This is a genomic window from Gilliamella sp. Choc6-1 (assembly GCF_001690385.1).
Lineage (GTDB): Bacteria > Pseudomonadota > Gammaproteobacteria > Enterobacterales > Orbaceae > Gilliamella > Gilliamella apicola_A.
The window spans coordinates 1-25,639 of the sequence record NZ_LZHI01000028.1 but is presented as its reverse complement, the minus strand read 5'-3'; the positions used below and the strand labels follow the sequence as shown (position 1 = coordinate 25,639).

At 34.1% G+C, this 25,639-nt stretch carries 21 protein-coding genes and 1 pseudogene; 5 read left to right on the top strand and 17 right to left on the bottom strand.

All coding sequences use genetic code 11. The annotated features are described in order from the left end of the window. Nucleotides 1–6: 6 nt before the first annotated feature. The 5 genes from A9G36_RS03615 to tmk form a co-directional block, all read right to left on the bottom strand. Entirely contained in the window at nt 7–1,116 is a 1,110-nt protein-coding gene (locus A9G36_RS03615; protein ID WP_141670300.1) for a GDSL-type esterase/lipase family protein, read from the bottom strand. 55 nt (nt 1,117–1,171) lie between these two features. Then, complete coding sequence (locus A9G36_RS03610; RefSeq protein WP_065568556.1) at nt 1,172–2,458, bottom strand: SGNH/GDSL hydrolase family protein; 1,287 nt, start codon at nt 2,456–2,458, stop codon at nt 1,172–1,174. A 2-nt stretch (nt 2,459–2,460) separates the two neighbouring features. Then, nucleotides 2,461–3,861: an MBOAT family O-acyltransferase gene (locus A9G36_RS03605; protein ID WP_065568555.1), complete on the bottom strand. Its 1,401-nt coding sequence runs from the start codon at nt 3,859–3,861 to the stop codon at nt 2,461–2,463. 64 nt (nt 3,862–3,925) lie between these two features. After that, on the bottom strand, nt 3,926–4,915 hold the full coding sequence (gene holB / locus A9G36_RS03600) for a DNA polymerase III subunit delta' (protein WP_065568554.1): 990 nt from the start codon (nt 4,913–4,915) through the stop codon (nt 3,926–3,928). After that, the gene (gene tmk, locus A9G36_RS03595; protein ID WP_034944483.1) at nt 4,912–5,553 is read right to left on the bottom strand and encodes a dTMP kinase; all 642 of its coding nucleotides are present in this window, start codon (nt 5,551–5,553) and stop codon (nt 4,912–4,914) included. Before tmk ends, holB begins: the two co-directional genes overlap by 4 nt. Before the next feature lie 335 nt (nt 5,554–5,888). Here tmk and A9G36_RS03590 point away from each other — a divergent pair, with 335 nt between their 5' ends. Continuing rightward, nucleotides 5,889–7,088 (top strand): acyltransferase family protein, encoded by a 1,200-nt coding sequence (locus A9G36_RS03590; protein WP_034944485.1) that lies wholly within the window; start codon nt 5,889–5,891, stop codon nt 7,086–7,088. 419 nt (nt 7,089–7,507) lie between these two features. Here A9G36_RS03590 and cas2e read toward each other — a convergent pair whose 3' ends face one another. From cas2e to casA, 7 genes are read right to left on the bottom strand one after another with little or no spacing between them, the layout of a single operon-like run. Next, a complete protein-coding gene (gene cas2e / locus A9G36_RS03585; protein ID WP_034944488.1) occupies nt 7,508–7,792 on the bottom strand; it encodes a type I-E CRISPR-associated endoribonuclease Cas2e in 285 nt (94 codons plus the stop codon). A 2-nt stretch (nt 7,793–7,794) separates the two neighbouring features. Then, a complete protein-coding gene (cas1e, locus tag A9G36_RS03580; protein ID WP_065568553.1) occupies nt 7,795–8,712 on the bottom strand; it encodes a type I-E CRISPR-associated endonuclease Cas1e in 918 nt (305 codons plus the stop codon). A gap of 10 nt (nt 8,713–8,722) precedes the next feature. Further along, nucleotides 8,723–9,406: a type I-E CRISPR-associated protein Cas6/Cse3/CasE gene (cas6e, locus tag A9G36_RS03575; RefSeq protein WP_065568552.1), complete on the bottom strand. Its 684-nt coding sequence runs from the start codon at nt 9,404–9,406 to the stop codon at nt 8,723–8,725. After that, entirely contained in the window at nt 9,407–10,150 is a 744-nt protein-coding gene (gene cas5e / locus A9G36_RS03570; protein ID WP_065574166.1) for a type I-E CRISPR-associated protein Cas5/CasD, read from the bottom strand. A 12-nt stretch (nt 10,151–10,162) separates the two neighbouring features. Next, nucleotides 10,163–11,227 (bottom strand): type I-E CRISPR-associated protein Cas7/Cse4/CasC, encoded by a 1,065-nt coding sequence (cas7e, locus tag A9G36_RS03565; protein ID WP_065585408.1) that lies wholly within the window; start codon nt 11,225–11,227, stop codon nt 10,163–10,165. 5 nt (nt 11,228–11,232) lie between these two features. Beyond that, nucleotides 11,233–11,850: a type I-E CRISPR-associated protein Cse2/CasB gene (gene casB, locus A9G36_RS03560; protein WP_176701010.1), complete on the bottom strand. Its 618-nt coding sequence runs from the start codon at nt 11,848–11,850 to the stop codon at nt 11,233–11,235. A 26-nt stretch (nt 11,851–11,876) separates the two neighbouring features. Further along, a complete protein-coding gene (casA, locus tag A9G36_RS03555) occupies nt 11,877–13,427 on the bottom strand; it encodes a type I-E CRISPR-associated protein Cse1/CasA (protein ID WP_065574204.1) in 1,551 nt (516 codons plus the stop codon). Between the two features lie 277 nt (nt 13,428–13,704). On the opposite strand from casA, the gene A9G36_RS03550 reads away from it, so the two are divergent. Both A9G36_RS03550 and frdD read left to right on the top strand, forming a co-directional pair. Then, a complete protein-coding gene (locus tag A9G36_RS03550) occupies nt 13,705–14,133 on the top strand; it encodes a hypothetical protein (RefSeq protein ID WP_065574165.1) in 429 nt (142 codons plus the stop codon). Between the two features lie 12 nt (nt 14,134–14,145). After that, the gene (frdD, locus tag A9G36_RS03545) at nt 14,146–14,502 is read left to right on the top strand and encodes a fumarate reductase subunit FrdD (protein ID WP_051825096.1); all 357 of its coding nucleotides are present in this window, start codon (nt 14,146–14,148) and stop codon (nt 14,500–14,502) included. A gap of 66 nt (nt 14,503–14,568) precedes the next feature. On the opposite strand, the gene A9G36_RS03540 is transcribed toward frdD, so the two are convergent. The 5 genes from A9G36_RS03540 to A9G36_RS03520 are packed head-to-tail and all read right to left on the bottom strand — an operon-like array spanning nt 14,569 to nt 21,166. Next, the gene (locus A9G36_RS03540) at nt 14,569–15,426 is read right to left on the bottom strand and encodes a hypothetical protein (RefSeq protein WP_065568549.1); all 858 of its coding nucleotides are present in this window, start codon (nt 15,424–15,426) and stop codon (nt 14,569–14,571) included. 59 nt (nt 15,427–15,485) lie between these two features. Next, entirely contained in the window at nt 15,486–17,204 is a 1,719-nt protein-coding gene (gene yejF, locus A9G36_RS03535; RefSeq protein WP_065585407.1) for a microcin C ABC transporter ATP-binding protein YejF, read from the bottom strand. Next, complete coding sequence (locus tag A9G36_RS03530; RefSeq protein ID WP_065585406.1) at nt 17,201–18,232, bottom strand: ABC transporter permease; 1,032 nt, start codon at nt 18,230–18,232, stop codon at nt 17,201–17,203. Before A9G36_RS03530 ends, yejF begins: the two co-directional genes overlap by 4 nt. After that, nucleotides 18,232–19,320: a microcin C ABC transporter permease YejB gene (locus A9G36_RS03525; RefSeq protein ID WP_065585405.1), complete on the bottom strand. Its 1,089-nt coding sequence runs from the start codon at nt 19,318–19,320 to the stop codon at nt 18,232–18,234. Before A9G36_RS03525 ends, A9G36_RS03530 begins: the two co-directional genes overlap by 1 nt. A gap of 1 nt (nt 19,321) precedes the next feature. Further along, on the bottom strand, nt 19,322–21,166 hold the full coding sequence (locus A9G36_RS03520; protein WP_065574203.1) for an extracellular solute-binding protein: 1,845 nt from the start codon (nt 21,164–21,166) through the stop codon (nt 19,322–19,324). Nucleotides 21,167–21,654: 488 nt separating this feature from the next. On the opposite strand from A9G36_RS03520, the gene A9G36_RS03515 reads away from it, so the two are divergent. Then, entirely contained in the window at nt 21,655–24,363 is a 2,709-nt protein-coding gene (locus A9G36_RS03515) for a CRISPR-associated helicase/endonuclease Cas3 (protein WP_065585404.1), read from the top strand. Between the two features lie 611 nt (nt 24,364–24,974). Further along, nucleotides 24,975–25,639, top strand: a pseudogene (locus A9G36_RS03510) (hypothetical protein); the annotation flags it as partial.

Sequence of the window (25,639 nt, the reverse complement as noted above, 5' to 3'; positions counted from 1 at the left end):
AATAGCCTATTTTTTTCTAACAAATTCATTTAAATCAGTATAAAAGATTTTGGCACTTTCTTTATAACCTTGTAAAGTCTGATGTACTAAATCTGGACGTGCTAATCCTTGAGCCAACCATTTTTTCACAGAATATCGCCCACCCATCGCAGCTTGCCAGTCCCAAAACAATGTTTTTTCGGATCTTGCTACCTGCTTTTGAATATTTTTAATCGTCGAAAATAATTTAGGTATCTGCTTTTTATTAACCATTGTATCTGGTGGAGAGATAAGCAATACAGCTGCTTTTGGCAATAATTTACGTATTTGACGAATATTTTTAACTAAATTACTTCGATACTCATTAACATCTAATGTTTCATCAAAGCTCTCATTTGTACCATACTCAAGAATAACCAAATCACTTTGGGATAACGCTAATTCTTTAAACCAATTTGGGCTCCATTTTTGCCATATTGCCTGTTTAGCACCATTTGTTCCTATAGCAGAAACAACGACACCTGACTGCCGATAGCGAGTTAACCAAATACCACCTATTTCAGTATTTTCATTTCCATTAATCTCAATAGGTAATTTAGATTTAAAAGAAGTTGTTTGCCAAACATTGGCTTTAGGAATAGTACTTAAATAAATTTTATGATTATTATCATCATAAACTACAAGCGGATTAGGTGTATTTTTAACCATTTTAAATGTCAATTTAACTTGCCAGATTTTATTATCTAATACTTTTGGTCTAATTTGAATTTTAGCGTTATTTTTAATAGGCTTTGCAATAAACCCACCCATAGGAAAATCAATATCACTCAAAGCTCTACTGCTTAATACTTCCCAATTTGTTGATTCCCAACTTACGCCAATATGATTTTGACCTTTAATAAATACAGGTGTTACCCAACCAATACCAGCATCACCATATTCAGCTTGCATTAATGTTCTAAATTCACCAGTAAAAAAATCAGCAGCAGTATGCGAATCACCAAATTGAGTAATTTTTACAACTTGTTCAGTATGTTGGTTAATGCTCAACGATTTTAATCGACTCGCAAATTGCTCAGCATTTGGATCACCAAAATCAACAATGCCTGATACAATCTTGGTTTTACTTTCAGCCATACAACAACAGGCAGTGATTACTATCGTAAAAACTGGAATAATATACCTTATAGATTTAATCAATGTGAGAACCCTCTAATTCGCTAAAAGTAATTAGTTTAATAATAGCTTTAGCCAAAATCTTTTGACCTGTTGACGTAAAATGAATACCATCATCGGATCTTACTTTAATTTTTTCTTTACCCATTTCAATGAAACTACTGAACTCTTGGTAAGTACAACCCAATAACATATTAGTTTTTAAGAAATATTGCCTAGCTTTTTCGACTTCTGATTCATATAAACTACTCAAATAAATCATTCCATCATTTAATTTTGATTTACGCATACAAGGAGGTGCAAGCCAAAGCACTTGCACATTATGTTTTTTAGCACTCTCAAAAATAGTTCCTATACGTAAACGATAGTGTTCTTCCCACAGTTCAGATTTAAACTTAGCATACTTGGTATATCCTTTAACCGGAAAATCCCAAGGATCATTAGGACCTAAAAAAATAATCAATAATTTAATAGAAGGATCAGCAGCTAAATATTCATTAATGGTATGTGGCCAATTAAAAGCCTTTGGATAAGCAAGCCCAGTACTTTGCTTACTTAAATCAAGGCTTTCTATACTATACTCCTTAAATAGCATTTTTTTAACATAAGGCGCAACACCTTGCATTAAAGAATCACCAGCTAAAAATACTTTATCATTTTTAGACAACACAATAGGCAAAGTCACTAAATTTTCTGAATGCTCTACTTGATCCACTTCTGATCGCTCACCAAGTGATAGAGGCAAAACACGCTCATTATGTTCAATATAATTTTTAACGCGTGGCAAATCTGGATAGACAACTACTTTTGTTTTTTCTTGATTATTGCGCTTTTCACTCTGATCTGGAGCCGTAACTGCGATTTGTATAGCTTCATGTGATAATAGTTTGCTTTTCAAAAATGAGGGAAGAGATTCCTTAGGAAAAGCAAAATTTCCCATATCAACAATTGGCAATGCTTTAAACTTAATTAAATGCTTCTGAGTCGCTCCTACCTGCTCTTCAACTAAATTATCTTGAACAAAGATTTTTCCAGAATCAAAAAGATCTGTATGATAGGTTTGTTGCCAATAAATTAGTATTGATTTGTAATATATTGCCATTAATGAGATTGCAATAATAAATAATAGCACCAATACATAGCGAGCAGACAAAGGATTATTATCAAGATGATTAGTTTTCTTTCTTGTATTATGGGATGATTTAGCCGGCACACCTTTATTCAGCGCTCTATAACATTGTCGTTTTAAGTCCGATTCAGATTTTACTTTGTTTTCTGAAAATGTTTTTTTATATATCATCATAATTAAAAACTAGCATAAATAAACTGTGGCATACCGGAAGGAGCACAATAAATAACCGCCCATAAAATAAAAACAAACACAAATGGTAAAAAAACTTTAGATATTTTATAAAGTTGCCTAACAAACCAGTCAGGAAAGTTTTTGCAAACTGGATATAAAAAATAGATAAAAGCTATAACTAAAAAAGCAATAGCATAATGTGGCTCAATCAAAAAGTTATGTGTTAGTGCTGTTAAATAATCCATTGCGTCCGATAAACTTTCACAATGAAAAAATAGCCAAGTAAAACAAATATAATGCCACGTCAATAATCGTGCAATAATTGGGGAACGTGCTGTTATCCACCCTCTACCTAAAAAGTGATCACCAAGGTTAAGTACAATAATACCAAAACCATGACATGCGCCCCAGATAATAAAATTAGCCCCCGCACCATGCCATAATCCAGACAACAACATGGCTAACATAACATTAATTTGTGTTCTAGCCAAGCCACGGCGGCTACCACCAAGTGGAATATAAATATAATCACGAATCCAATGAGATAAACTAATATGCCAGCGTCCCCAAAAATCTCTTAAATTCAATGCCAAATAGGGAAAATTGAAATTAATGGGTAAACGAAAACCTAATAATAGCGCAATACCGGTCACTAAATCAGTATAACCAGAAAAATTTAAATAAATTTGTATTGCATAACCATAAAGACCAACCAGCAAATCAAGAACACTAAATTCTAAAGGATTAGCAAAAATCGGGTTAACCCATTCCTCACAGATAAGCCCACCTAAACAATACACCTTAATTACAGACAAGATAATCAATGTAAATGCTCTATAAGGCTCTAAAATTTCTCTAGGCTGATTTACCGAAATTTGAGGTAAAAAATCTTTAGCACGGTTTATAGGGCCAGCAATAATACTTGGGAAAAAAGATAAAAATAGAGCAAAATCCCAAAATTTAACAATCGGCAGTTCCCTTTTTTTTATTGAAACTAAATAACTTATTGAATGGAATGTGTAAAACGAAATACCTATGGGAATAAAAACAGTCAAAACAGGTAATAAAATAGGTAAATTTAATAAATTGAGTAATGCCTGTAACTCTGAACGGAAAAAATCAAAATATTTGAATAAAGCTAAATTAATTATGGATAAGCATAGCCCCAAAAACAACCAATGCTTTGCATAACGCCTTGAACGAGTGATCATAACTGAAAAACAATATATCACACATGTATAAGCAAAAAGAATAAATGCAAATTGCCAACTGTAACTACAAACGATTAGATAACTAGATATTAATAATAAATGATTTTGTAATTTTGGGGTCAACCGGCATCCCCAATATAACCCGAAAAAAGCGATAAAGAGCAAACCAAATTCAATAGATAAATAACTCACTCACTACAATCCTTTTACATCAAAGTATGCCTAAAACTGAAAATTCTACACCATTTTAATTAGTCTATTGACAATTAATTAACTCTGATTGGGCAAGAACATTATAAATAATTAATTCTTTATTTAACCCTGTTACTGAAAGTAATTGGCGTCTAGCCTGTAACCACAGATCATAAAGCGCATTAATCTTTTCATTACTTAATGTTGCAAGCAATCTAACTAAAGGTACTTGATCACGATTAACAATAAATCGCCCAGCTCTTTGTTTAGCCTTTAACGCATCACTTAACAAAGCACAAAACCAAATAACACGCTCAACAAATTGCTCATGCTCAAAAGTATCTGCCAAAAACCAATAATCATTTTCAGGTAATAACTTTAACAAATTTTCGCAAAATGTTTTTCGTTGTTGCCACTTTTCGGGGGCTAATAAAGCAACTGCTGATAATGGCGCATTTTCGCTCAATAATAGTGCACAGGCAAGTTCATTATCACTATATGGCTGACTGTGCTGTTTTTTCACCCACTCCATAGATTGTTCAAGTGTCGGAATGGGTAAAAAATAGGAAAAACAACGACTACGAATCGTTGGTAACAAATTGCTATTATGCTCATCACTTAAAATAAAATAGGTATTTTCAGGAGGTTCTTCTAAAGTTTTTAGCAATGCATTAGCAGCCGCTTCTGTCATTGAAGCAGCATATTTCACCCAAATAACTTTATTGCCCCCCTGCTGTGATTTTTCATAAATCTTACTTGAAATATTACGTACTTGATCGATACCAATCGACGGCTTACCCAACTCATTAGAAATCACGTAAAAATCAGGATGATGACGTGATAAAAACAACTGACAACTATGACAATTCAAACAAGGCTCTAAATTTACTGAAGCTTGACATAACAAACGGCTAGCTAATTTATAGATAAGTTCATCCTCACCACTACCTTGTACATAACGGATTAACAAAGCATGATGAGCTCGATTTTGAATTATGCCATCGGCCAATTGCTGATAAGGTAATAATAGCCAAGGATAGTCATTTAAAATCATGTAATATTAACCTGTGTTGATAACCATAAAGTTAAAATTTGTTCAATTTGCTCAGTCACCATATTGATTGGTTTTGTTGCATCAATAGTAATAATAGCTTCATCTTGCTTGGCTAGTTCTAAATAACGCTGACGAATTCGCTTAAAAAATGGTAATGATTGCTGTTCAATGCGATCAAGTTCACCACGAGACCTTGCACGTATTAACCCAACTTCGGGGTCGACATCCAGATATAAAGTTAGATCAGGCTTAAAATTTCCTAAAACTTGTTCTTTTAATGTTTCAATAAAAACTTGATCTAATTGACGGCCACCGCCTTGATAAGCTTGCGTCGACAAATCATGCCGATCACCAATAACCCATTTACCTACTTCAAGTGCCGGTTTAATCACATTATCAATTAACTGAATACGCGCTGCATATAGCATAAGAAGTTCAGCTTTATCGGTTAAAGGCTCATGATCCAAACCATTTTTAATCATATTCCGTAATGCTTCTGCAATTGGTGTACCACCCGGTTCACGCGTAAATCGTAAATCGTAAATATTATGTTTATTTAAAATTTGAGCAACAGTATTAATTGCCGTGGTTTTACCTGCCCCCTCAAGACCTTCGATGACAATAAATTTACCTGTCATGCTTAATTTCCTAACTTATTTATGATGACCACACAGTTAATATTGCATATTGTACGCTATTTTTACCAAATTTATTAGCTCCTATCACAATTAGCAGCTTAATAATGAATAGAAAAAAAATCAAAAATGGGAAAATTTTCATCAGATCCCACTAAGTGAATTAATTATATATCTAGATAATATATACAAAACCTGTATCATAATTGGCACTAACAAAATAGTTAAATATTTACTCTCTTTCTAAATATGAGCAATTTACCCGTGTTTAACGTTTATAAAATTTGCACATATTTAAGAGAAACACAATAATTAAAAAATCATTAGGATTTAAGTTAATGAACGATTTCATTCATTTTTATGACCTATTAGCAATAATTTTAAGTCCATTTTTATTTATTGCTATACTTAACTTGCTATTACCAAAAAGCATAAAAGAAAATGTAAGCAAAGATGAGAATAAATACACCTCTATCGACGGTTTGCGTGGTATCTCTGCTATTTTTGTATTTATATCTCATTCATTATTATCGTGGCGGTATTTTTTTGTGGATGGCGGTTGGATCAACAACACACCGCTTTTAATTTTTGATAAAAACTTAAATGAACAAATCGCAATAGGTTTTCTATCTTTAGGAGGATTAGGTGTAAGTTTTTTCTTTATGATTACAGGGTTCTTATTTTTTGACCAATTGCTTAGAAATAAAGGAAAAATAAACATCATAAAATTTTTTATTAAGCGTTTTTTTAGAATCGCTCCTTTATATTACTTTGTTATTGCTCTAGTTTTTATTACAGTTTTTTTAACAGGGATTCCAGAGTTTCCAACACTTAAAAAAGAGATACAAGCCTTTTTATCATGGACAACATTTGGGTTATCAAATATTAAAACCATATCGGCATTAATACCTACATCATTAGTTGTTGCAGGTGTGTTATGGACATTAGCCATTGAATGGAAGTTTTACGCATGTGTACCTATCTTAAGCATATTCACTCGAACAAAATTAACGGCAATTTTATTTGTTTTTTGTGGGATAGCTATCACAATTGTTTTATTTAATCTTGGCAAAATAAAAGACATTAGATTGTTTTTACCTTTCTTCTTTGGAATGCTAGCAAGTTTATTTGTTAATAACTATTTAATTCCATTAAAATCAGGTATTATCAAATCGCCTATTACCTCACTATTTATATTAGTGTTTTTCCTCTTTGCTGTATTTAAACTACAATTTGGGTATTCAGGGTTAATATTTCAAAGTGCATTAGGACTAATATTTATTCTCATTGCAAGCAACAATAGTGTATTTGGACTACTCAAATCAAAAATCTTCATAACATTAGGTAAATTAAGCTACAGTTTTTATCTAATACATGGGCTTGTTTTATTTCTAATAAACGGCGTAATAATGAAAAGCGGAAACTTTTTATTAAATAGCCTTGTATCCATGTTGATAACATTATTGATTAGCATTTTTACCTATTACTTCATTGAAAGAATAGGCATTAATTTTGGTCATAAAATAACTAAAAACTAAAATAGATAATGTCCCTTTGTTGACATGACTATTAATAACAACGGTTTGTTTATTATTAAGAATAGCAAAACGACAACCTCTAACGATGTTTTGTGCGGTTTTAATTTCAGGCATTTCAAGCATTGAAGAAAGAAATAGCATTAATATTTCAAACACCTAAAACCGCACTAAAAATTTTAAGGTTTGCAAGGCCAAATTATTGCCATTTTAGAGCAACTTTAACTAATGTTGTTTAGAATTTATCCCTGTGTAAACAGGGAACAAGTTTGTGGTTTTGACTCATAATATACCTAATTACGGTTTATCCCTGTGTATACAGGGAACACTCCAAATGTAGCTATTTGTTTTATTTAGAGTTATAGCAATGAATAAATTCTACCAGGTTTTTGAAAATTTTAAAAAAATTTAACCTATTGATTTTAAACAGGTAAAAAAGAAACTAATCTTAACCCATCCAGATCTACCGGAACTCTTCTATTTGTACCATAAGTTTGGAAATCAAATCCAGATTCGGTATTTGTTGCCCACGCAAGGACAACATTGCCTTCTTCAGCTAGTTCAATGATTTGCTGCCATATCATTTCCCGAATGGGGCGAGGTACATCACCAATATAAACACCAGCTCTAATTTCTAATAACCATACAGCTAAACGACCTCTTAATCGAGGTGGTACATTTTCGGTAACCACAACGCACATACTCATAGTTAGTAACTCCTAAAACCACTATCAGCAAGTGATTGTGGTTCGGGGATAGCAGGGGGTTGTATGTCATCAGGTGGAAGGGGTGGTTCAATCCCCCCTGCAGATAGTACTTCTTCAATTAGAGGAATTAAAGTTGCCAATGTTTTTTGACTTCTAAAAATTTCACGGCAAGCTATTCGTACTTGGCGATCAGGGTCAATTTTGTTTTTAGCTGCAATTTCAAAAGCGATAGGAACTACTGTATCAAATTTGATTATATCGGCAATATCATATACAAAAGAAAGTGGCTTTCCGCTGTGCACAAAACCAATTGCAGGCGCATAACCAGCAGCTAAAATTGCCGCTTCAGTTATACCATATAAACAAGAAGTTGCTGCACTTATGCATTGATTAACCGTATCCCCCTTTTGCCAATCTTTAGGATCATATTTTCGTCCATACCATTTTACATGATAGCGTTTTGCCAATAATGAATAGGTTTCACGCACACGTGAACCTTCAATCCCTCGTAATTGCTCAATCGAGCGTCGACTAGGAGCCGGTTCACCAAATCGTAATTCAAACATCTTTTTAACGACTTTTAAGCGAAGATCATCATCTAGTGCCAATTTTGCTTGGTAAAGTAATTTATCGGATCGCGCGCCACCAGGTTGACCTGATGAATACATCCTCACGCCGGCTTCCCCCACCCAAACGAGTAATGTTCCCACTGTTGCCGCTAGTTTTACGGCAGCATGTGATACTCTTGTACCTGGCTCTAACATAATACAGGCAATAGAACCCACTGGAATATGAGTTCTAATACCGGTTTGATCTATCAAAACAAACGCCCCGTCTAACACATCAATTTGTCCATATTGCAGAAAAACCATTGATGTTCTATTTTTTAAAGGGATAGGGTTAAGTGGAACATACACCATATTACATGCCCTATTGATAGCGTTTTATCAAGAATAATCCACAACCAAAGCCTTTACTTTTACCAATGCCTTGATAAAGCGTTTCCAAAAATAGTTTAGGATCAGTGACAATTAAAACTCCTTCAAAATCAACACTACTATACCTAATCGGCTTAAGATTTTTTGCCTTATTTAAAAGGTTTAGGTTATAGCTAGTAATAGCACAATTAATTGTCTGATTGTCGTTTTGCTTTAAGGAAAAGCCACGTTTTTCTCCCTGCCGAATTAGCCAATCAAGTGCAGCTTTATTTTGATAAATTTTTATATCATTACTAGATAGATTTTTTTCCTTATCCTCAGCTTTAGCAATGTACTTAGCGTTCATCATGACATCACAACGTTTACCATTTTTAACAACAACTGGATTAGCACGTAAGGAAAAAATTAACTCTAATCCTGATGTCAATTGTGGCGAATAGGGTTTTGTTTCCACAAAAAATAGTTCGTGCTCAGCTAGTGGCGCAACATTTGATAATAGATAATACTGTCGACCTTTGTTTGTTTGCTCTTCGCGAAATAAAAACGAACGCTTATTTTGATTAGGGAAGAGTTGCCATAACCATTGATGAAGTGCATAAGAACCAGCAGATTGCATTTTTTGTTGCATCGGATAAGAAAGCCGATCTAACTTTAGGGTAACTCGGGAAAAATACATCTATTCGCTCCTTTTTAAATATCCTACATACTGTCGGCGATTTTCAAATTGCCAACGCTGCCGATTAATCGGCTGATCTTGACGAAGCTGAATTTTAATCAAATCAAAATTAGCCTCTTGATCGGCATGTTCCCAATAGTATTCATCAGCAACGCTTTCGATTAAATCACGAATAACAGGATCGTTGTGATGATGTTGTCGATAATATTTATCTGCATAAACAAAAGCATCGCTGAGCGTACCTTCATAGATAACAGGCGATAAAGGTAACGCTAGTGGTGAATTTTTCCTGCCTATATAAAGTGGAAATTCTGGCGTTAATAATGCCTGCTGTATTTGCTCAACACAATAAGGTGCCTTTTCGGTTTCAGTCATTACAATTTGATAATAAACATCATTATAATATTCGCGATGCGTAAGCAAAGTTTCTAACTCTTTCGGATTTCGGCGAATTTCATCAAAACGGGTATAAAGGGGTTCTTTTTTATTAGCCCTTGGCGCCTGAAGAGTATGAAAATCCCTGAACCAACTGTTATTGGCAATAAAAGGGCGAATAGCAAAATGATAATGCCGATTAAAGGTTTCGATATGCTTATCATCGCGCCGAATACCTAATGCTGCCGACGCTAAGCCCAATAAAGCAGAGCGGGAAGGAATAATATTGCTGTGGCGTACTTCACCAACAGCATGTTCTCCCCACGAGGTTAAAGGCGCATAAATTTGAAAAATAAGATGTTTTATCACCTTGTCTGCTCCTTATTTTTGCACAACAAAATCTAATGCATCGGTTAAGGTTCCTGTACCTGTTTCAGTGTTAAGCACATATCGGCTATCAGCACATTGACCATATACCTTATCAAACTTATCCAGTTGTTGTTCTAAACGCGTAATAGCGTCGTTAACCAAATCTTCGCTACAAATAGCTTTAAAATAAGCCACAGCAAGCGATCTAGGTTGCTGCGTTCCTTTTTCAATGAGTAAATAAGAAGTATAAGCACGAGATGCAAAGCTGTTTTGCAAACCCAATGGTGCTACTTTTGTTGCAGATTCAGTTAAGGCTTTAAGTGTTTTTTCAACCAATGCTTCATCGCCATTTAAATTTTCAAGTAGCAGATCACGGCTTATACAGATATAAGTGTAAAAGAGTGCTGAAGCAAAAGCACGCTCTCCTAAATGAGCCGATCCTGCATCTACATCTTTGTTGTTTAAATCATCGACAGCAGTAAAAAAATCATCTTCAATGGTAACGGAACTTACACCTAAAGCATGAGAAACTTGGCACGCAGCTTCCACACTAAACGATGGGCTGTCAGCTAACATTCGTCCAAATAGCGCAATATCAATACTACTATTTTGTTTACGTAATAATTTTACTTCGTCATCAGTTGGTACTCTTTTTTCGTTGATCAGCTGTTCAACCAATTGAGCTATCGCTCGTTGTTCATCGTTACTAATATGTACCAATTGTTCAATATCCAAATTATCCAATGGATCTTTTGGAGTTTTCTCTTTTTTTAATTTACCAAATTGCTCCGCTATTTTAATGGCACTTTCTTTGGCTATTTTATCAACAACACCCTGTTCAACCATCGGTTTGTAAACCAATTCTCTTGCAAATCGTCGAGAGCGAATACCGATGTTATCGCTTAAAGATTGATAAAAGTATTCCGATGTTCGCCATGCTCTTTTTAAACTTTGTGATGAAATACGTAAACGATTACTATTCCCCATTTTGGCCGTTTTTGGTCGTCCTAAATCGTCACGATTCAGATTAGAAGGCGCATAAGCAGTTAATAAATGTAATTGAATAAATGTACTCATAATAGTTATTCCTTAGATTGTTTTTTAGTTGAGTTGTAATCCATTGCCCAACGAACAGAAAGACGTTTAAATGGATCAGTATTACGTAGTAAATTTTGCTGACGATCGTGCCACTCTTGCATCCATAAAAAGATGCCATCAGCCAGGGAAAAAAGATTTACGCCTTTTTCACCCCTCATTTTTACAGCACGAATTAAGCGAATGCAAAATTCTTCAGGTGTTTGACTTGCTAAAAGTTGTTCAAAACGCAAACAAGATAAAAAATTACGTTCTCCACTCTTAACTCTTTCACTTAGTTGTGCGGCAAAAGTCCCCTTTCCATTATTTGCATCAGCAAATGCAGCAACCCTCGTAAATTGAGCCAATGCCTGGTGATAAATCGGTTTTGAGGCTAATGCACTACTTTCATTAAATAATGCATTAGCTAAAATCATATAGCCTTCTTGTAACATTACTGCGTAAAGTGACGATGATCGACGTAATTCTGAGCGAAGCTTTCGCCCATTATAAGTGCCACCGTTGAAGTTATATAGCCGTTGTTGTAGCATCGAAAACCATTCATCAATAATTTTTTTATGGTTTTCATTAAGTACAATTGGTTTTTGGATAAGGCTGTTTGACATATTGTTCTCCATTTCTACAAGCAAGACTATTTGCTTTCTTTAATTTTTTTAAAATATTTAAGTTTATTAAAATCTGTGAGCAATCTTTCTCTCGCACTAATTTGGCAAAACACCTTTTGGTTGCTATTGTTATCTTTAATAAATTTAAATGTCTGATCAGGATCACCAAAAGCGGCTTTATCATAAGTTTGAGTAATATAAGTTAGCAAAGTCTTTGCCCAACTATTCAATAAAGGTAGCCGACCTTCTGGATTATCTTTTTCGGCAATAAGCTGTTTGACCAATTGATAGAATGGAAATTCTGTTTCCTTCCAATAAGCAATATCTAAGTAACTTGACTCTTTTTTTATACTAGTCATGGCCTTACGCAATATCGGCAAGGTATCTTTACTAAGATCTAATGCCCGCTCAATTAATTCTTTGATATCAGAATCAGGATCAGCTAAATCAAGATAAAAAGGGAAAGTATGTTCATACCAGCAACGTACTTTCATATTGTCAAAATCATAACCAAAACACCATAAATGATATTTATCACTCGATTGTAATCTACGACTATAATGCGTGGATATCACTCTGGCTGATTGCATATTATCATTTATACTGACCATACCTAACCAATCTCGATATATTAAACCACCCGGTTGCCCCTTTATAGCAATCGGTGCACCTGTTTTGATGTCAGTCCGATAAGGAGTTAACGGATGTCGCCAATTTTGATATTGAGTACCGTAATTTTTAGTTTGGTATTGAGTAATAAGTGTAGATGAAGCCGCTCCACAAAGATCACATTGTCCTTGTTCGGTTTGTTCAAAATCAAGCTCTATTCGACGCGGCATCCCCCAGTAGGCTTGACAATAATTGGCTTGTTCAGGAAAAACACTTAAATTTCCTGGTGCTTCACTGGTTTTTGTAGCACTGAGCCAAGGGAAGACCGAATCATCAAATTGTTGTGGTTTTTCTTCGTCATCTAATGGTATAACGTTTAACCATAATTTTTTCCATAATGGGGTAGATTGATTACATTCTGGCATTATTAAGGTAGTGATAGGTCCACCACCACGCAAACTAACACGATGCCCAACCCCACCAGATGGTGCATTAGTTTGTAAAGTAAATAGCGCAATTACCGCACAGTGCGGACAGAGTCCTTTAACAAAATCACGTTTAATAAAGTGATCGGTATTTTTCTTTAATGCATTTTCACCTGGCGCTTCAACTAATAAGCCAGCTATCGATACCTTACTGCCTTTTAACTTATTAAAGTCTTGCATAAAAGCTGGTTTAGCTGCCCCAAATTGCATAGCAAGCTCAGCAGGTTTAAAAGCTGAGTCTAATTGAGATTGTTTAATACCATTATCCCAATATTCATACCACTCATCATTATCGTCTGGGGCAAAAGTAGTTTGTAGCAAACCGATAAGAAATTGATAAGCGGCACCTTGAAAATCGGGTCTGAAATAGGCTAAATCTGAAATGGTTTCATCAACTAACTGGCAGGGACTTATTTTACTAATATGACCATCAAAATGAACAACCGGTATCCATTTTTCGTCTAATAAAGATAAAGTAGACAAATTATAATACTCCAAATAAATACTTACAGCTAATAATTCATACAGGTTATAAATATAATACATTTTAAATTTTTTTACATTTAATTTTCATAAAAAAAATTTAAAAGATGAAGCACATAATGCGTAACATTACCCTATTAAAATCTATATAATTATCAGCTTTGTATTAGTGATTTCAAGTCAAGTAAGCATTATAATTGCAAACTATAAGCGCTACCGTTATAAACGACATTTAATTACTGATCACAGATAAATAAAATGTAATGTTGAGAAAGTTATGAATCAAAAAGGTGACGATAAATACCCACTAACAGATAACCAAGGCAGCATAGATACGCCTTCTAGCTCTAGCACTAATCACATAGAAACCAAAATGCATTTGTTTTTTTCAATCTTTATCAAGTTAACTCCCTTTTCGATGATTTGGGTTAGTTTTGTTCTAACCTATGGCGTGATTTGTATGTACACTAATGCCGCTGGGCAAGATGAGTTTTATCGATTCATCTTTTTTTTGCAAAAACCCATTGTGATTATACTTAATAGTGTTGCGTTACTATTGGCGCTAGCGCATAGCTTAATGTGGTTTAAACAGATGCCTAACCTATTAATGTTTAAAAGTAAACCTCAATCCTTTTTACTTATTGCTAGCTTATGGTTAATAACAATAATGGGATCGGCATGGTTAATTATAGTGGTATTAAGTTAAGTAGGTTAAATAATGAAAATTCAAGAAAAACAAAAGCAATGCTCAAGAAATCGTATTATCCAAGGGTTATTTAATTTAGGTAGCACATGGGCAGCTATTTTTGTTCCAGTTGTAATTATTATCATGGGATTTATTATTCCTTTAGGTGATGCTAGAACCCGTTCTTATATTTTAAAATTAGCAAATACTGACTTTGGCAAAGTTTTTTTATTATTAATGATTTCATTACCAATCTGGTATGGATTGAAGCAGATTTTAACCATTTTACACCATTTTAAAATCTCCCCTAAACGCGAAAACTTTCTAGCATATGGCATCGCATTGGCTTGGACTTTACATGCAATCTATATTTTGTTTGTTAGAGTATAACTGTTTGTTTTATGGCTAAATGGAAATGAGCGTTATTCCTAAAATAACGCTTATTAATTAGAAAATTTAATAATAAGTCACTTTTCTAATAATATTTGCCTGTTTATTATTTTGATCTTTCCTTACTTTACTGGCTGTTAACCAATCGTTTTTATCGTTAAAGGTTAAGAAATTAGTTGCATAATGGATCGATCTTTTACCAGATGAAGAGTAAAAAGACTGTATTGCGCTTAAGCGGTGATTATTATCATATTGGTATAAAAAATCACTTTCACTTTTCAAATCCTTACCAAATTGAGAGACAAATTTAGAAAGTTTTTGATCTTGATAGTTATAAGTAAAAACAGAGTTACCTTTTAAAGCTTTATCAGTATATTGACCATTGATATCGGTTTCTTTAAGTTGCCATCTTACCTTTTTATTAATCAAGCAATTGTTGCTGTCATATTGATAACTATCGTTTTGAATAAAAATAAAATTAACAGCTTTTTTCACTTGATGCGACTGAATAATTTTACCTTGTGTATCTGTAGTGAATTGAGTGATGCTGTTAGTTTTATCTTCAAAATCTTCAATAATGTTTTCCCAGCCTGTATCAATCTTTTGCAAATGTTCGGAATACAGCTGCTTATTATTATCCGAATAAAGTTCATAGTGACTTTGTATAATTAGTCCATTTGGGTCATAATCCAATGTATGATTTGCTATTGTTTGATTTGTATTTTCGTCTTTTGTGATTGTCGTTGTGGTTTCTTGCTTAATACCTTTTACAGGCAAATCAATATAATCAAATAGTTGAAAAATATAATTGTTTGCTTCAACAGTATTTTGATCGGCATTATCACCACATGATAATGCCATTGCATTTAACGAAATCAAAGATAAACACGGTATTAATAATAAAGAGAGTATTTTTTTTTGCATAATTTTCCGATATATTTATTTGGTTAAATCAGTTATCAACACATCATTATTGATTTGCTTTATTCCTTACGCATTAACAGCGCATCACCCCAATTTATTTTATTTTTCTGTTTTTTATCATCTTTATCCTGTTGTTCATTGGTCTTATCAGAATAAATAAATGTTTTATTTTTTGCTTTTAAGAAAAACGACTTATCTAAAAATGACAGTAATGTTTTAGTATATTCACTTTCTGGTTCAAAAAAGATCTTATCATGCGAGCCTTGCTCAATAACTTTACCGTCTTTCATGACTATCACTTGATGACACATTGAGCAAACCACAGCTAAATCATGACTGATGAATATATAACTTAACTGATACTTCTCTTGCAATGATTTAAGCAGATTTAAAATTTGCTGTTGCATTGTATGATCTAAAGATGAAGTAGGTTCATCTAAAATTAATAACTCAGGTTTCAAAATTAATGCTCTTGCAATGGCTATTCGTTGACGCTGCCCACCTGAAAACTCGGTTGGATAACGATAACGAATTTGCGGATCTAAGCCAACTTCTTGCATAATATCAACTACAGCTTGCTCACGTTCGGATTTGCTAAGTTTTTTATGAGTTTTTAACCCTTCACTAATAATTTGCTCAACATTAAGACGGGGATTAAGAGAAGAAAATGGATCTTGAAACACCACTTGGATACGACTACGAAATGGTAACAATTTTTTTCCCGTTAAATTTTGTATTGGATGACTATCAAATACGATTTCACCTTGAGAGTTTATCAGACGTAAAATAGCCAACACTGTTGTGCTTTTTCCTGAACCTGATTCCCCAACGATACCAAGCGATTCACCTTGGTGCACTGAAAAGCCAACGTTGTCGATAATTTTCTTTTTTTTATTACTAAATAGCCGTTTTTGAGTAATCACCTCGACATTAAGATGATTAACATTAAGTAGTATACCCGGTGTATCTGGCAGTGACACTGGATCGCCACTAGGCTCTGAATTCAATAATGTTTGTGTGTAGGTATGCTGCGGGCGTAAAAAAATACGCTGTTTATTATTGTATTCAACAATTTCGCCTTGTTGCATAACAGCTACTTTATCAGCTAGTTTTTTCACAATACCAAGATTATGTGAAATAAACAGCATGCTCATATTCAATTCTTTCTTTAACTCTTTTAATAACTGAATAATTTGCGCCTGAACAGATACATCAAGTGCTGTTGTCGGTTCATCAGCAATCAATAATTTAGGGTGCGTTAATATAGCCATAGCAATCATTACTCGCTGCCTTTCGCCGCCAGATAGTTGATGAGGATAAGCTGATAATTTACTTTTTGGTTCCCTAATGCCTACACGATCAAGGTATTGTAAAATTTCGCCACGAGCTTGATTACGCTTCATTCCTCGATGTAACGCCAGCACTTCATAAAGTTGCTTTTCAACTGTATGTAAAGGATTTAATGACACCATCGGTTCTTGGAAGATCATGCTAATTTCATTGCCACGAACTTTACGAAGTTCTTTATCTGGCGCATGTAATAATGATTTTCCTTCAAACAAAATATCGCCAGTTGGGTATACAACTTGTTCTTTACGTAGTAGTCGTAAAATTGATAATGCGGTAATGCTTTTCCCTGAGCCTGACTCCCCCACTAACGCAAGTGTTTCTTGCTCATTAATATCAAAACTAATATTACTTACTACTTGCGATAGTAAATGCGTACTGCGTTTAAATGCAACACTTAAATCCTGAACGGATAATAAAGGAGAACTCATTGATACACACCTTTGTTTGGATCAAATGCATCTCTTACTGCTTCGCCAATAAAAATAAGCAGTGACAGTAAAGTTGCAATAACTAAAAATGAACTGACGCCAAGCCAAGGAGCTTGTAGATTGTTTTTACCTTGTAGTAATAATCGTCCTAGTGATGGCGAATCAATCGGTAAACCAAAACCTAAAAAATCTAGCGCTGTTAGTGTTGTTATCGAGCCACAAAGTATAAAAGGTAAAAAGGTTAATGTTGCCACCATGGCATTAGGCAAGATATGACGAAACATAATTTTAGTGTCACTAACTCCCATTGCTTTAGCTGCACGAATATAATCAAAATTGCAAGTACGCAAAAATTCAGTACGCACTACACCTACTAAAGCCATCCAACCAAATAATACGGTAATACCTAATAACCACCAAAAATTAAGCGGTAAAATACTAGCTAATAGAATAATAACAAATAGCTCTGGTAACCCACTCCATATTTCTATGAAACGTTGACCGATTAGATCAATTTTACCTCCATAATAGCCTTGTATTGCCCCAAAAATGACACCAATAATTGAAGTGAAAATCGTCAAGAAAATCGCAAAAAACATAGATATGCGAAAACCATATAAAATATTGGCTAATACATCGAAACCTGCATCGGTGGTGCCTAACCAATGTGATGCCGAAGGCGGCGTTGGAAACGTGTTTGATGTATCATAAATTAATGTATTGTAGCTATAACGAAATGGCGCCCATAAAATCCAGCCATTAGCTTCTATTTTATTTTGTACAGCAGGATCAAGAAAGTTAGTTTGCGTGGCTAATTGTCCACCAAATTCCGTTTCTGGATAAAAATGAAAAATCGGCGAATAGTAATTATCCTGATATTTAATAAAAATGGGGCTATCGTTAACAATAAAATCAGCAAATAAGCTAATCACAAAACAGATCATAAATAACCAAAGTGAGTAATAACCACGACGATTCTGTTTAAATCGTTGCCAACGCTGTTGATTAATAGAATAATGGGTGGTCATTAGTTGCGAGCCTCAAAGTCAATACGTGGGTCAATCATCATATAAGATAAATCAGATAATAATTTAGTAATAAGGCTGATTAATGTAAAGATATACAATGAACCAAAAATCACCGGGTAATCACGTTGTATAATTGCCTCATATCCCAATAGCCCAAGTCCATTAAGCGAAAAGATAATTTCAATCAATAATGAACCTGTAAATAAAATACCAACAAAAGCCGCAGGAAAACCCGATACAATCAGTAATGTTGCATTGCGAAAAACATGTTTATATAAAATTTTTCTTTCACTTAATCCTTTAGCACGTGCGGTTATTACATATTGTTTGCGGATTTCATCTAAAAATGAATTTTTAGTTAGCATGGTGAGTGATGCAAAACCGCCAATGACCATTGCGATAGTAGGTAAACAGATGTGCCATGCGTAGTCTTTTATTTTGCCCCAAAAATCGAGTTGATCAAAATGGTTTGATATTAGCCCACGTAGAGGAAAAATATCCCAATAACTACCACCAGCAAATAATACAATAAATAAAACTGCCAATAAAAAAGCAGGTATTGCATAGCCAATAATAATTAATGTACTTGACCAAAAATCAAATGCAGAACCATCTTTCACTGCTTTGCGAATGCCTAACGGGATTGAAATGAGATAAACAATCAAAGTACTCCATAATCCCAATGAAATTGAAACAGGTAAACTTTTGGCAATTAAACCTAGTACTGATTCACTTTTAAAGAAACTATTACCAAAATCAAATAATATATATTTCTTTAGTGTTTCGATATAACGTTCAAATATCGGTTTATCAAAGCCGTACTGCTTTTCTATCATTGCGACAACTTGGGGATCAAGACCACGTGAACCTCGATAATTTGATTCATTTTTATACTGCTGCACTGACGCAGATGAGCTACCGCTCCCTGGCAATAGCCCTTGCCCTGCTTGCGGTCCGTTTTCAATCATAGCAAGCGCCTGATCAACGGGTCCACCTGGCGCAACTTGTACAATAAAAAAGTTGATAGTTAAAATCACAAACAATGTTGGAATAATCAACAACAAGCGGCGAATAAGATAATTTAGCATATTAATGTTCCCGATTTTTAGGCAGGCTAGCTGCTTTATTAGCATCATACCACCAGCTATCAACACCTATTGCATAAGTCGGTTGTATAGCTGGTTGCCCAAATTTATTCCAGTATGCATAATACGTTTTACTGTTATACCACATTGGAATCATTGGATATTCTTGCGTTAAAATACGATCAAGCGCTCGTCCTAACGGGACTAATTCTTCTTGATTATCCACATGCTTGGTGATTTCAGCAATAATGGCATCAATCGCCTTGTTATGCAAACCCGATGCGTTCCAAGATGAATTAAGATACTCGCTCCCCCAAAGTATCTGCAAATTAGAGTTTGGGTAATTGACGGCATAATAATCACGTGCAACCATATCATAATCACGTTCACGAACACGTCGTAATTGTTGTGCTGAATCTAGTAAGGTAATATTCATGGTGATCCCCAAACGCGCTAAATTTTGTTGAAAGGGAATGGCATATTTAATATCACTACCAAGGTAACTGATTAGTTCAAATTCAAATGGCTGATGTGTTTTAGTGTTAATCAGCTTACCGTCTTTAATTTCCCAGCCCGCTTGTTTTAGTAATTCAGCTGCCTTTAATAAATTATCACGATTAAAGCCCTGACCATCGCTTTTTGGCAAATAATAGGCATTACCGAAAGCACGTTTTGGAATAATATCTTTATAGGCATTAAGCCATTTTAATTCTTGCTCGCTAGGTGTACCAGTTGCGGCATAAATGGTATTTTCAAAAAAGCTATAAGGTCTTTTGTAACTGTCATAATAAAAGGCATGATTTAGCCATTCAAAATCAAATGCTAAGGTAATTGCTTCACGAACTTTAATATCTTTAAATAGATCTTTTTGTAAATTAAATGCAAGCCACCGAGTATCGGTAGCTGTTTGAACTGGTTTTTCTTGTTTAATAATATAATTAGAATCAAAATACCGACCTTGATATTGAGTAAACCAGTTTTTAGGTTGATCTTCAGCACGCAAATCATATTCACCTGCTTTAAAGGCTTCTAGTGAAACATTATCATCCATATAATAATCAATGCGTTTTTCGTCAAAATTATCTAAGCCTTTATTAATGGGTAAATCACGCGCCCAATAATCTGGATTACGTCGATAAACAACATATTGCCCTAATTTATAATCACTAATGTAGTAAGGACCACTACCAATAGGTGGCGTAATTAATGGTTCAGAAAGATCATGATCTTTCCAAAAATGTTTAGGCATAACGCGCATACTACCAACAAACGAAAGGAGTTTTTCACGATCGGAATCGGGAATATCAACCCGCACATGCTCATCATCTATTGCCTTAACTGTAATACCTTTATTATAAACACGATACTGAGGCACACCTTCAGTCATAAATTTATGAAAGGTAAACTCAACATCATGGGCAGTTATTGTTTTTCCATCTTGAAAACGAGCGTTGGAATTAATAGTAATTTCTGCCCAACGATAACTATCAGAATAAGTTATTGACGTCGCAATAAGTGGATAAAAACTGGTAATATCATCAGCCGTATTGGTAAAAAGCGTGTCATATAACGCGCCTGAGTTTCGTTCAGGTGCCCCACGGCTAGCATAGCGATTCAAATTATCAAAAGACCCAACTTCAGCCATTTTAATTACGCCACCTTTAGGTGCATTAGGATTGACATAATCAACATGTTGAAAATTATCAGGATACTTTGGTTGACCTGAAAGTGAAAAGACTGTTTTATAATAAATTTTTTCGCTCGGCTGTACTGGTTGTACTATATTATTTAAAAGCTTTAGCTCTTCATTAGCGAAAACAGGGGAAGAAAGAATAGCAAATCCACTCATGCAACTTAAGATGAGTATCGCTTGTATTTTTGGTTTAATTCGATTAATCACTCTAATTTAATCCCTGTTTAAAACATAATATTGCACAAATACTAATTGCATAACCCTATTAATTTACTTAATAAACACGAAAAACAATATTAATTCTACTTATTTAATTCGCTCTATTTTGCCAAACTTCAACTAAATGAGCAAAACCTAATTGATAAAATTAATGTTAAATAAAAATGTTAGCAAAAAACCGCTTTATATTTTTACATAAACAACGCTATATTAAGCAACTGATATACCATGATTAACTTTTAACTTTTTATCAAGCATAATCTAAAATAAGATAACTTAAATTGAGTCTTATTAATAATAGCCAATTAATACCCAAAAATTAGATTAATAAAAAGTTAAAACTTAATTTAATTAAAGTTTATATTGCAATACGTTATCGTTTAAAAGTAACACCGAATAAAAGTTATATAGGAATAAAAAGTATAATGAGTGAGCTGTATTATCAATATTGGGGAAAATGTCATCAAAGTTCTGATAGCGATAGTTATCATTTACTTGCTTATCATAATTTAGATGTAGCGGCTTGTGGATATCAAATTGTAAAACAAAATTATTTCAATTCTGCTGAACTTTTTGAACAAATTGGTTTCTCCCAAGAAGATAATGAAAAGAGCGCACTTTGGTTTGCCTATTTTTTATCTTGGCATGATATTGGCAAATTTGCTAATGGATTTCAGCAATTATTTAAGCATAATAACCCAATGCTTGTAGCCGCCGATCCAACTAAACAATACACAACCAGACATGACTCACTTGGTTTTTGGTTATGGAATGAATTTCTTAGAAATAAAACAGAAATTCTGCTTGATAACCATAATCGAGATATCACCCTGTTTTTTGATATCTGGTTACCCATTATGACAGGGCATCATGGCAAGCCGCCATTGATTAGTGCAAATGGTAATTCATCTTTTAATAAACAAGACAAACAAGCATCACTTGAATATATCAACGCGATTAATCAACTATTTATTATTGATAATAAATTAAATCACTACCCTTCTTATTTTTTTGATCAAACTATACGCAACAGGCTTAAACAAACTAGTTGGCTAATTGCAGCCTTAACAGTTATTAGTGATTGGTTAGGATCTAACAAACAATTTTTCCCATTTTGTTCAAACGCAATGCCACTCACTCAATATTGGCAAAACCATGCCATTATTCAGGCAGAAAAAGCCGTAGCATCCTTACCAAAATCATCACCAATTGCACCTTTCACAAGTATTAAAACCTTATTTCCATTTATTGAAAAACCAACACCACTGCAACAACAAGCATTTTCTTGTCAATTATCTGATCATGGTGCGGAATTATTTATTATGGAAGATGTGACTGGAGCAGGCAAGACCGAGGCATCGATGATCTTAGCGCACAAACTCATGTCGGCAAAAAAAGCACAGGGGATTTATATTGGCTTGCCAACGCAAGCAACTGCAAATGCGATTTATCAACGTATGGCAAGTGTATATGGACAGTTATATCAACCGGATAGTCATCCTTCTCTTGTTTTATCCCATGGAAACAGCGATATGAACCCGAACTTTACTGATTCGATATTAAACAGAGACGAGAATAGCGAACAACACTACCCAAAAGGTGAGCAAACAATTAGCGCTGAATGTAATGAATGGTTTGTCGACACGCGCAAAAAATCCTTATTAGCTGAAGTTGGTGTCGGTACATTAGATCAAACCTTAATGGCGGTGATGCCATTTAAACATCAATCATTACGCTTATTAGGTTTACGACACAAATTGCTTATATTAGATGAAGTCCATGCGTATGACAGTTATGTGGTTAAATTATTGGAAGTCTTATTACATTATCACGCTTTACAAGGTGGCAGTGCTATAATTTTGACGGCTACCTTACCTTATTTTTTACGTGAAAAACTGCTTAATGCTTTTTATAGAGGATTAACTAACAATAAACAAAGTATAATGTTAAACCCAACCTTACCTTTTCCACTAATGACACAACTTAATCATCAAGGTTTAACTGAACAAGCCATTGCCACAAGAGAAGAAGTTAAACGTCAGGTAAATATTGACTGGATCAGCAATACCGACGCAGGAATAAGTAAAATACACCAAGCATTAGCACAAGGAAAAATCATTTGTTGGATCAAAAACAGTGTCAGTGATGCCATTACTTTGTATCAACAACTTCAACTTGAATTAAATTTAGATACCAACGCTATTTTACTATTCCATAGCCGTTTTGCTTATTGTGATCGAATCGAAATTGAACAAAAAACCTTGCAATGGGCAGGCAAAACATCTAATCATCAGATTCGATCAGGAAAAGTAATCATCGCCACACAAGTGATTGAACAATCCTTAGATCTTGATTTTGACGAAATGATTAGCGATATAGCCCCGATTGATTTACTCATTCAACGCGCAGGTCGCTTGCAACGTCATATTCGTGACAGCCAAGGCAATATCAAACCGTTTAATAAAACTAAGCTTGAAGATGATCGTGATAAACCAACATTAACAATACTAGCCCCAACTTGGCAAGAAGAGCCTAATAAAGATTGGCTCGATGATGCACCTTTCCGCAATACTAGCTACGTCTATTCTGATCATGCCTATTTGTGGTTTACCCAAAACATTTTGCGCAAACAAAAGGTTATCAAAATGCCAGAAGACGCACGATTGTTAATTGAGTCAGTCTATAGTGAAGATAAAATACCACCAACAGGTTTACAAGAAGTGCATGATAAAGCAACAGGACGGAAATATAGCGAATCATCTATCGCCAAACAAAGTGTCTTAAAGTTTAACGACGGTTATAGCCGTGGCAACCTAAGTCAAGAATGGGATAAAGAAGTTGAACTCTCCACCCGCTTAACAGAACCTAGTGTTAATCTCTATTTAGCTTATAAAGAACAAGACAAAATAATACCGTACTGCACTAATAGTGATAAATACGCATGGGAACAAAGTCGTATTGGAATTAGCCTTAAAAAATGGGAAAAAATAAAAAAAGACATCCCCCAACTAGACCAACAGAGCTTAGCAAAACTAAGGCAACAAATACACAGACCAACGGCAATTATTGTGCTAATGGATAAAGATAAAGACTCATCCTTTTATTCAAAAACATTAGGGTTTTATGCATATTAACAATTGATACGAAACAATATAAAACAAATTAAAGCCAAGCGATAATATTAATAACATTTAGTCTATTATATCTTGGATAAAATCACTGGTTATAAAAAATCAAGTTCCCCACTATTTAACCAATTTTAGCCTGCTTATATCTAATTAAAAAGCGGGATACCTCTTCTTTGTGGTTTTCTTTAAGCTATAGATTTTTAATAAAAGATACTTTCCATAAATAAACTAAATCGAAATATTAAATAAAAGTAAATATTGCAAAATAGGTAAAAAAAGTGTAATTTTTGCGTTTTTAATTATCATTGCTGATAATTGAAATATTATAAGGTCAGTAGTAAGCGTAAGGTTAATAGAGTTGTTGATATATCGATTTCACTCATTGTGCAGCATTGTATTGATTAATTTGAATACTCTTATACATAATAAACTTTATTTTTTCCCTTTATGGTTTGGCTTATTAATTAATTCCAAGCTATCGCTATACAAATTCGATACTCATCATTTTTATATTAAATACTATTTTATTAAAAATATTTCAAAATACATCAGCAACAGTAAATTGGATAAAAAAGAAATATTACTTTAAATGGAAAAAAGGAAATATATAAGAAATAATGATTTTTGAATTAAATAATACCAACAACTTATCTAAATATCGTTACTTATTGGTTGATAACATCGTCGCCCTTAACCCAGTTGAACCATTATCAAAAGAAGGGTTAATAGACCTATTTGGTGAAGGCCACCCATTTAGCGAAAAAAAACTCACGCAAGTTTTACGTTCGGATTTAGATTATGACCCAAGCGTCTGCCCAACACTGGTTAAACTTGCCGAACCCGATGAATTTTTAGAAAGCCCAATATTGGATAGAATTGGCTTTGAAGCAGCAAACGAATGTTTTGAGTCAAAGCGTTATATTTGTGCTTATATTGTTACAGACCTTAAACCATCGGTACTGGCAAAACAACTAATCAATATTGGCAATACCATTGCCAATGCATTGCATCGGCGTTATTACCCCTTTTTTGAACCATTTCGAATGCAATTTCTGCAAGAAGTAGCGAGCAAAGAAGACAACGCATGGCTAAAATCACAATTAACCCAAATTGCAAACTACTACTACCCATCGATTCATGGTGGGCAGTTTATCCGTTTTACCGCCGATGACACCGCCAATATTGCCGAAAGTTGGAGTGAAAATTACGGCAATCGCTTAAAAAATTTGATAATGATTCAAAACTTAGTCAATTTATGGGCAAATAACCGAACATACTATAC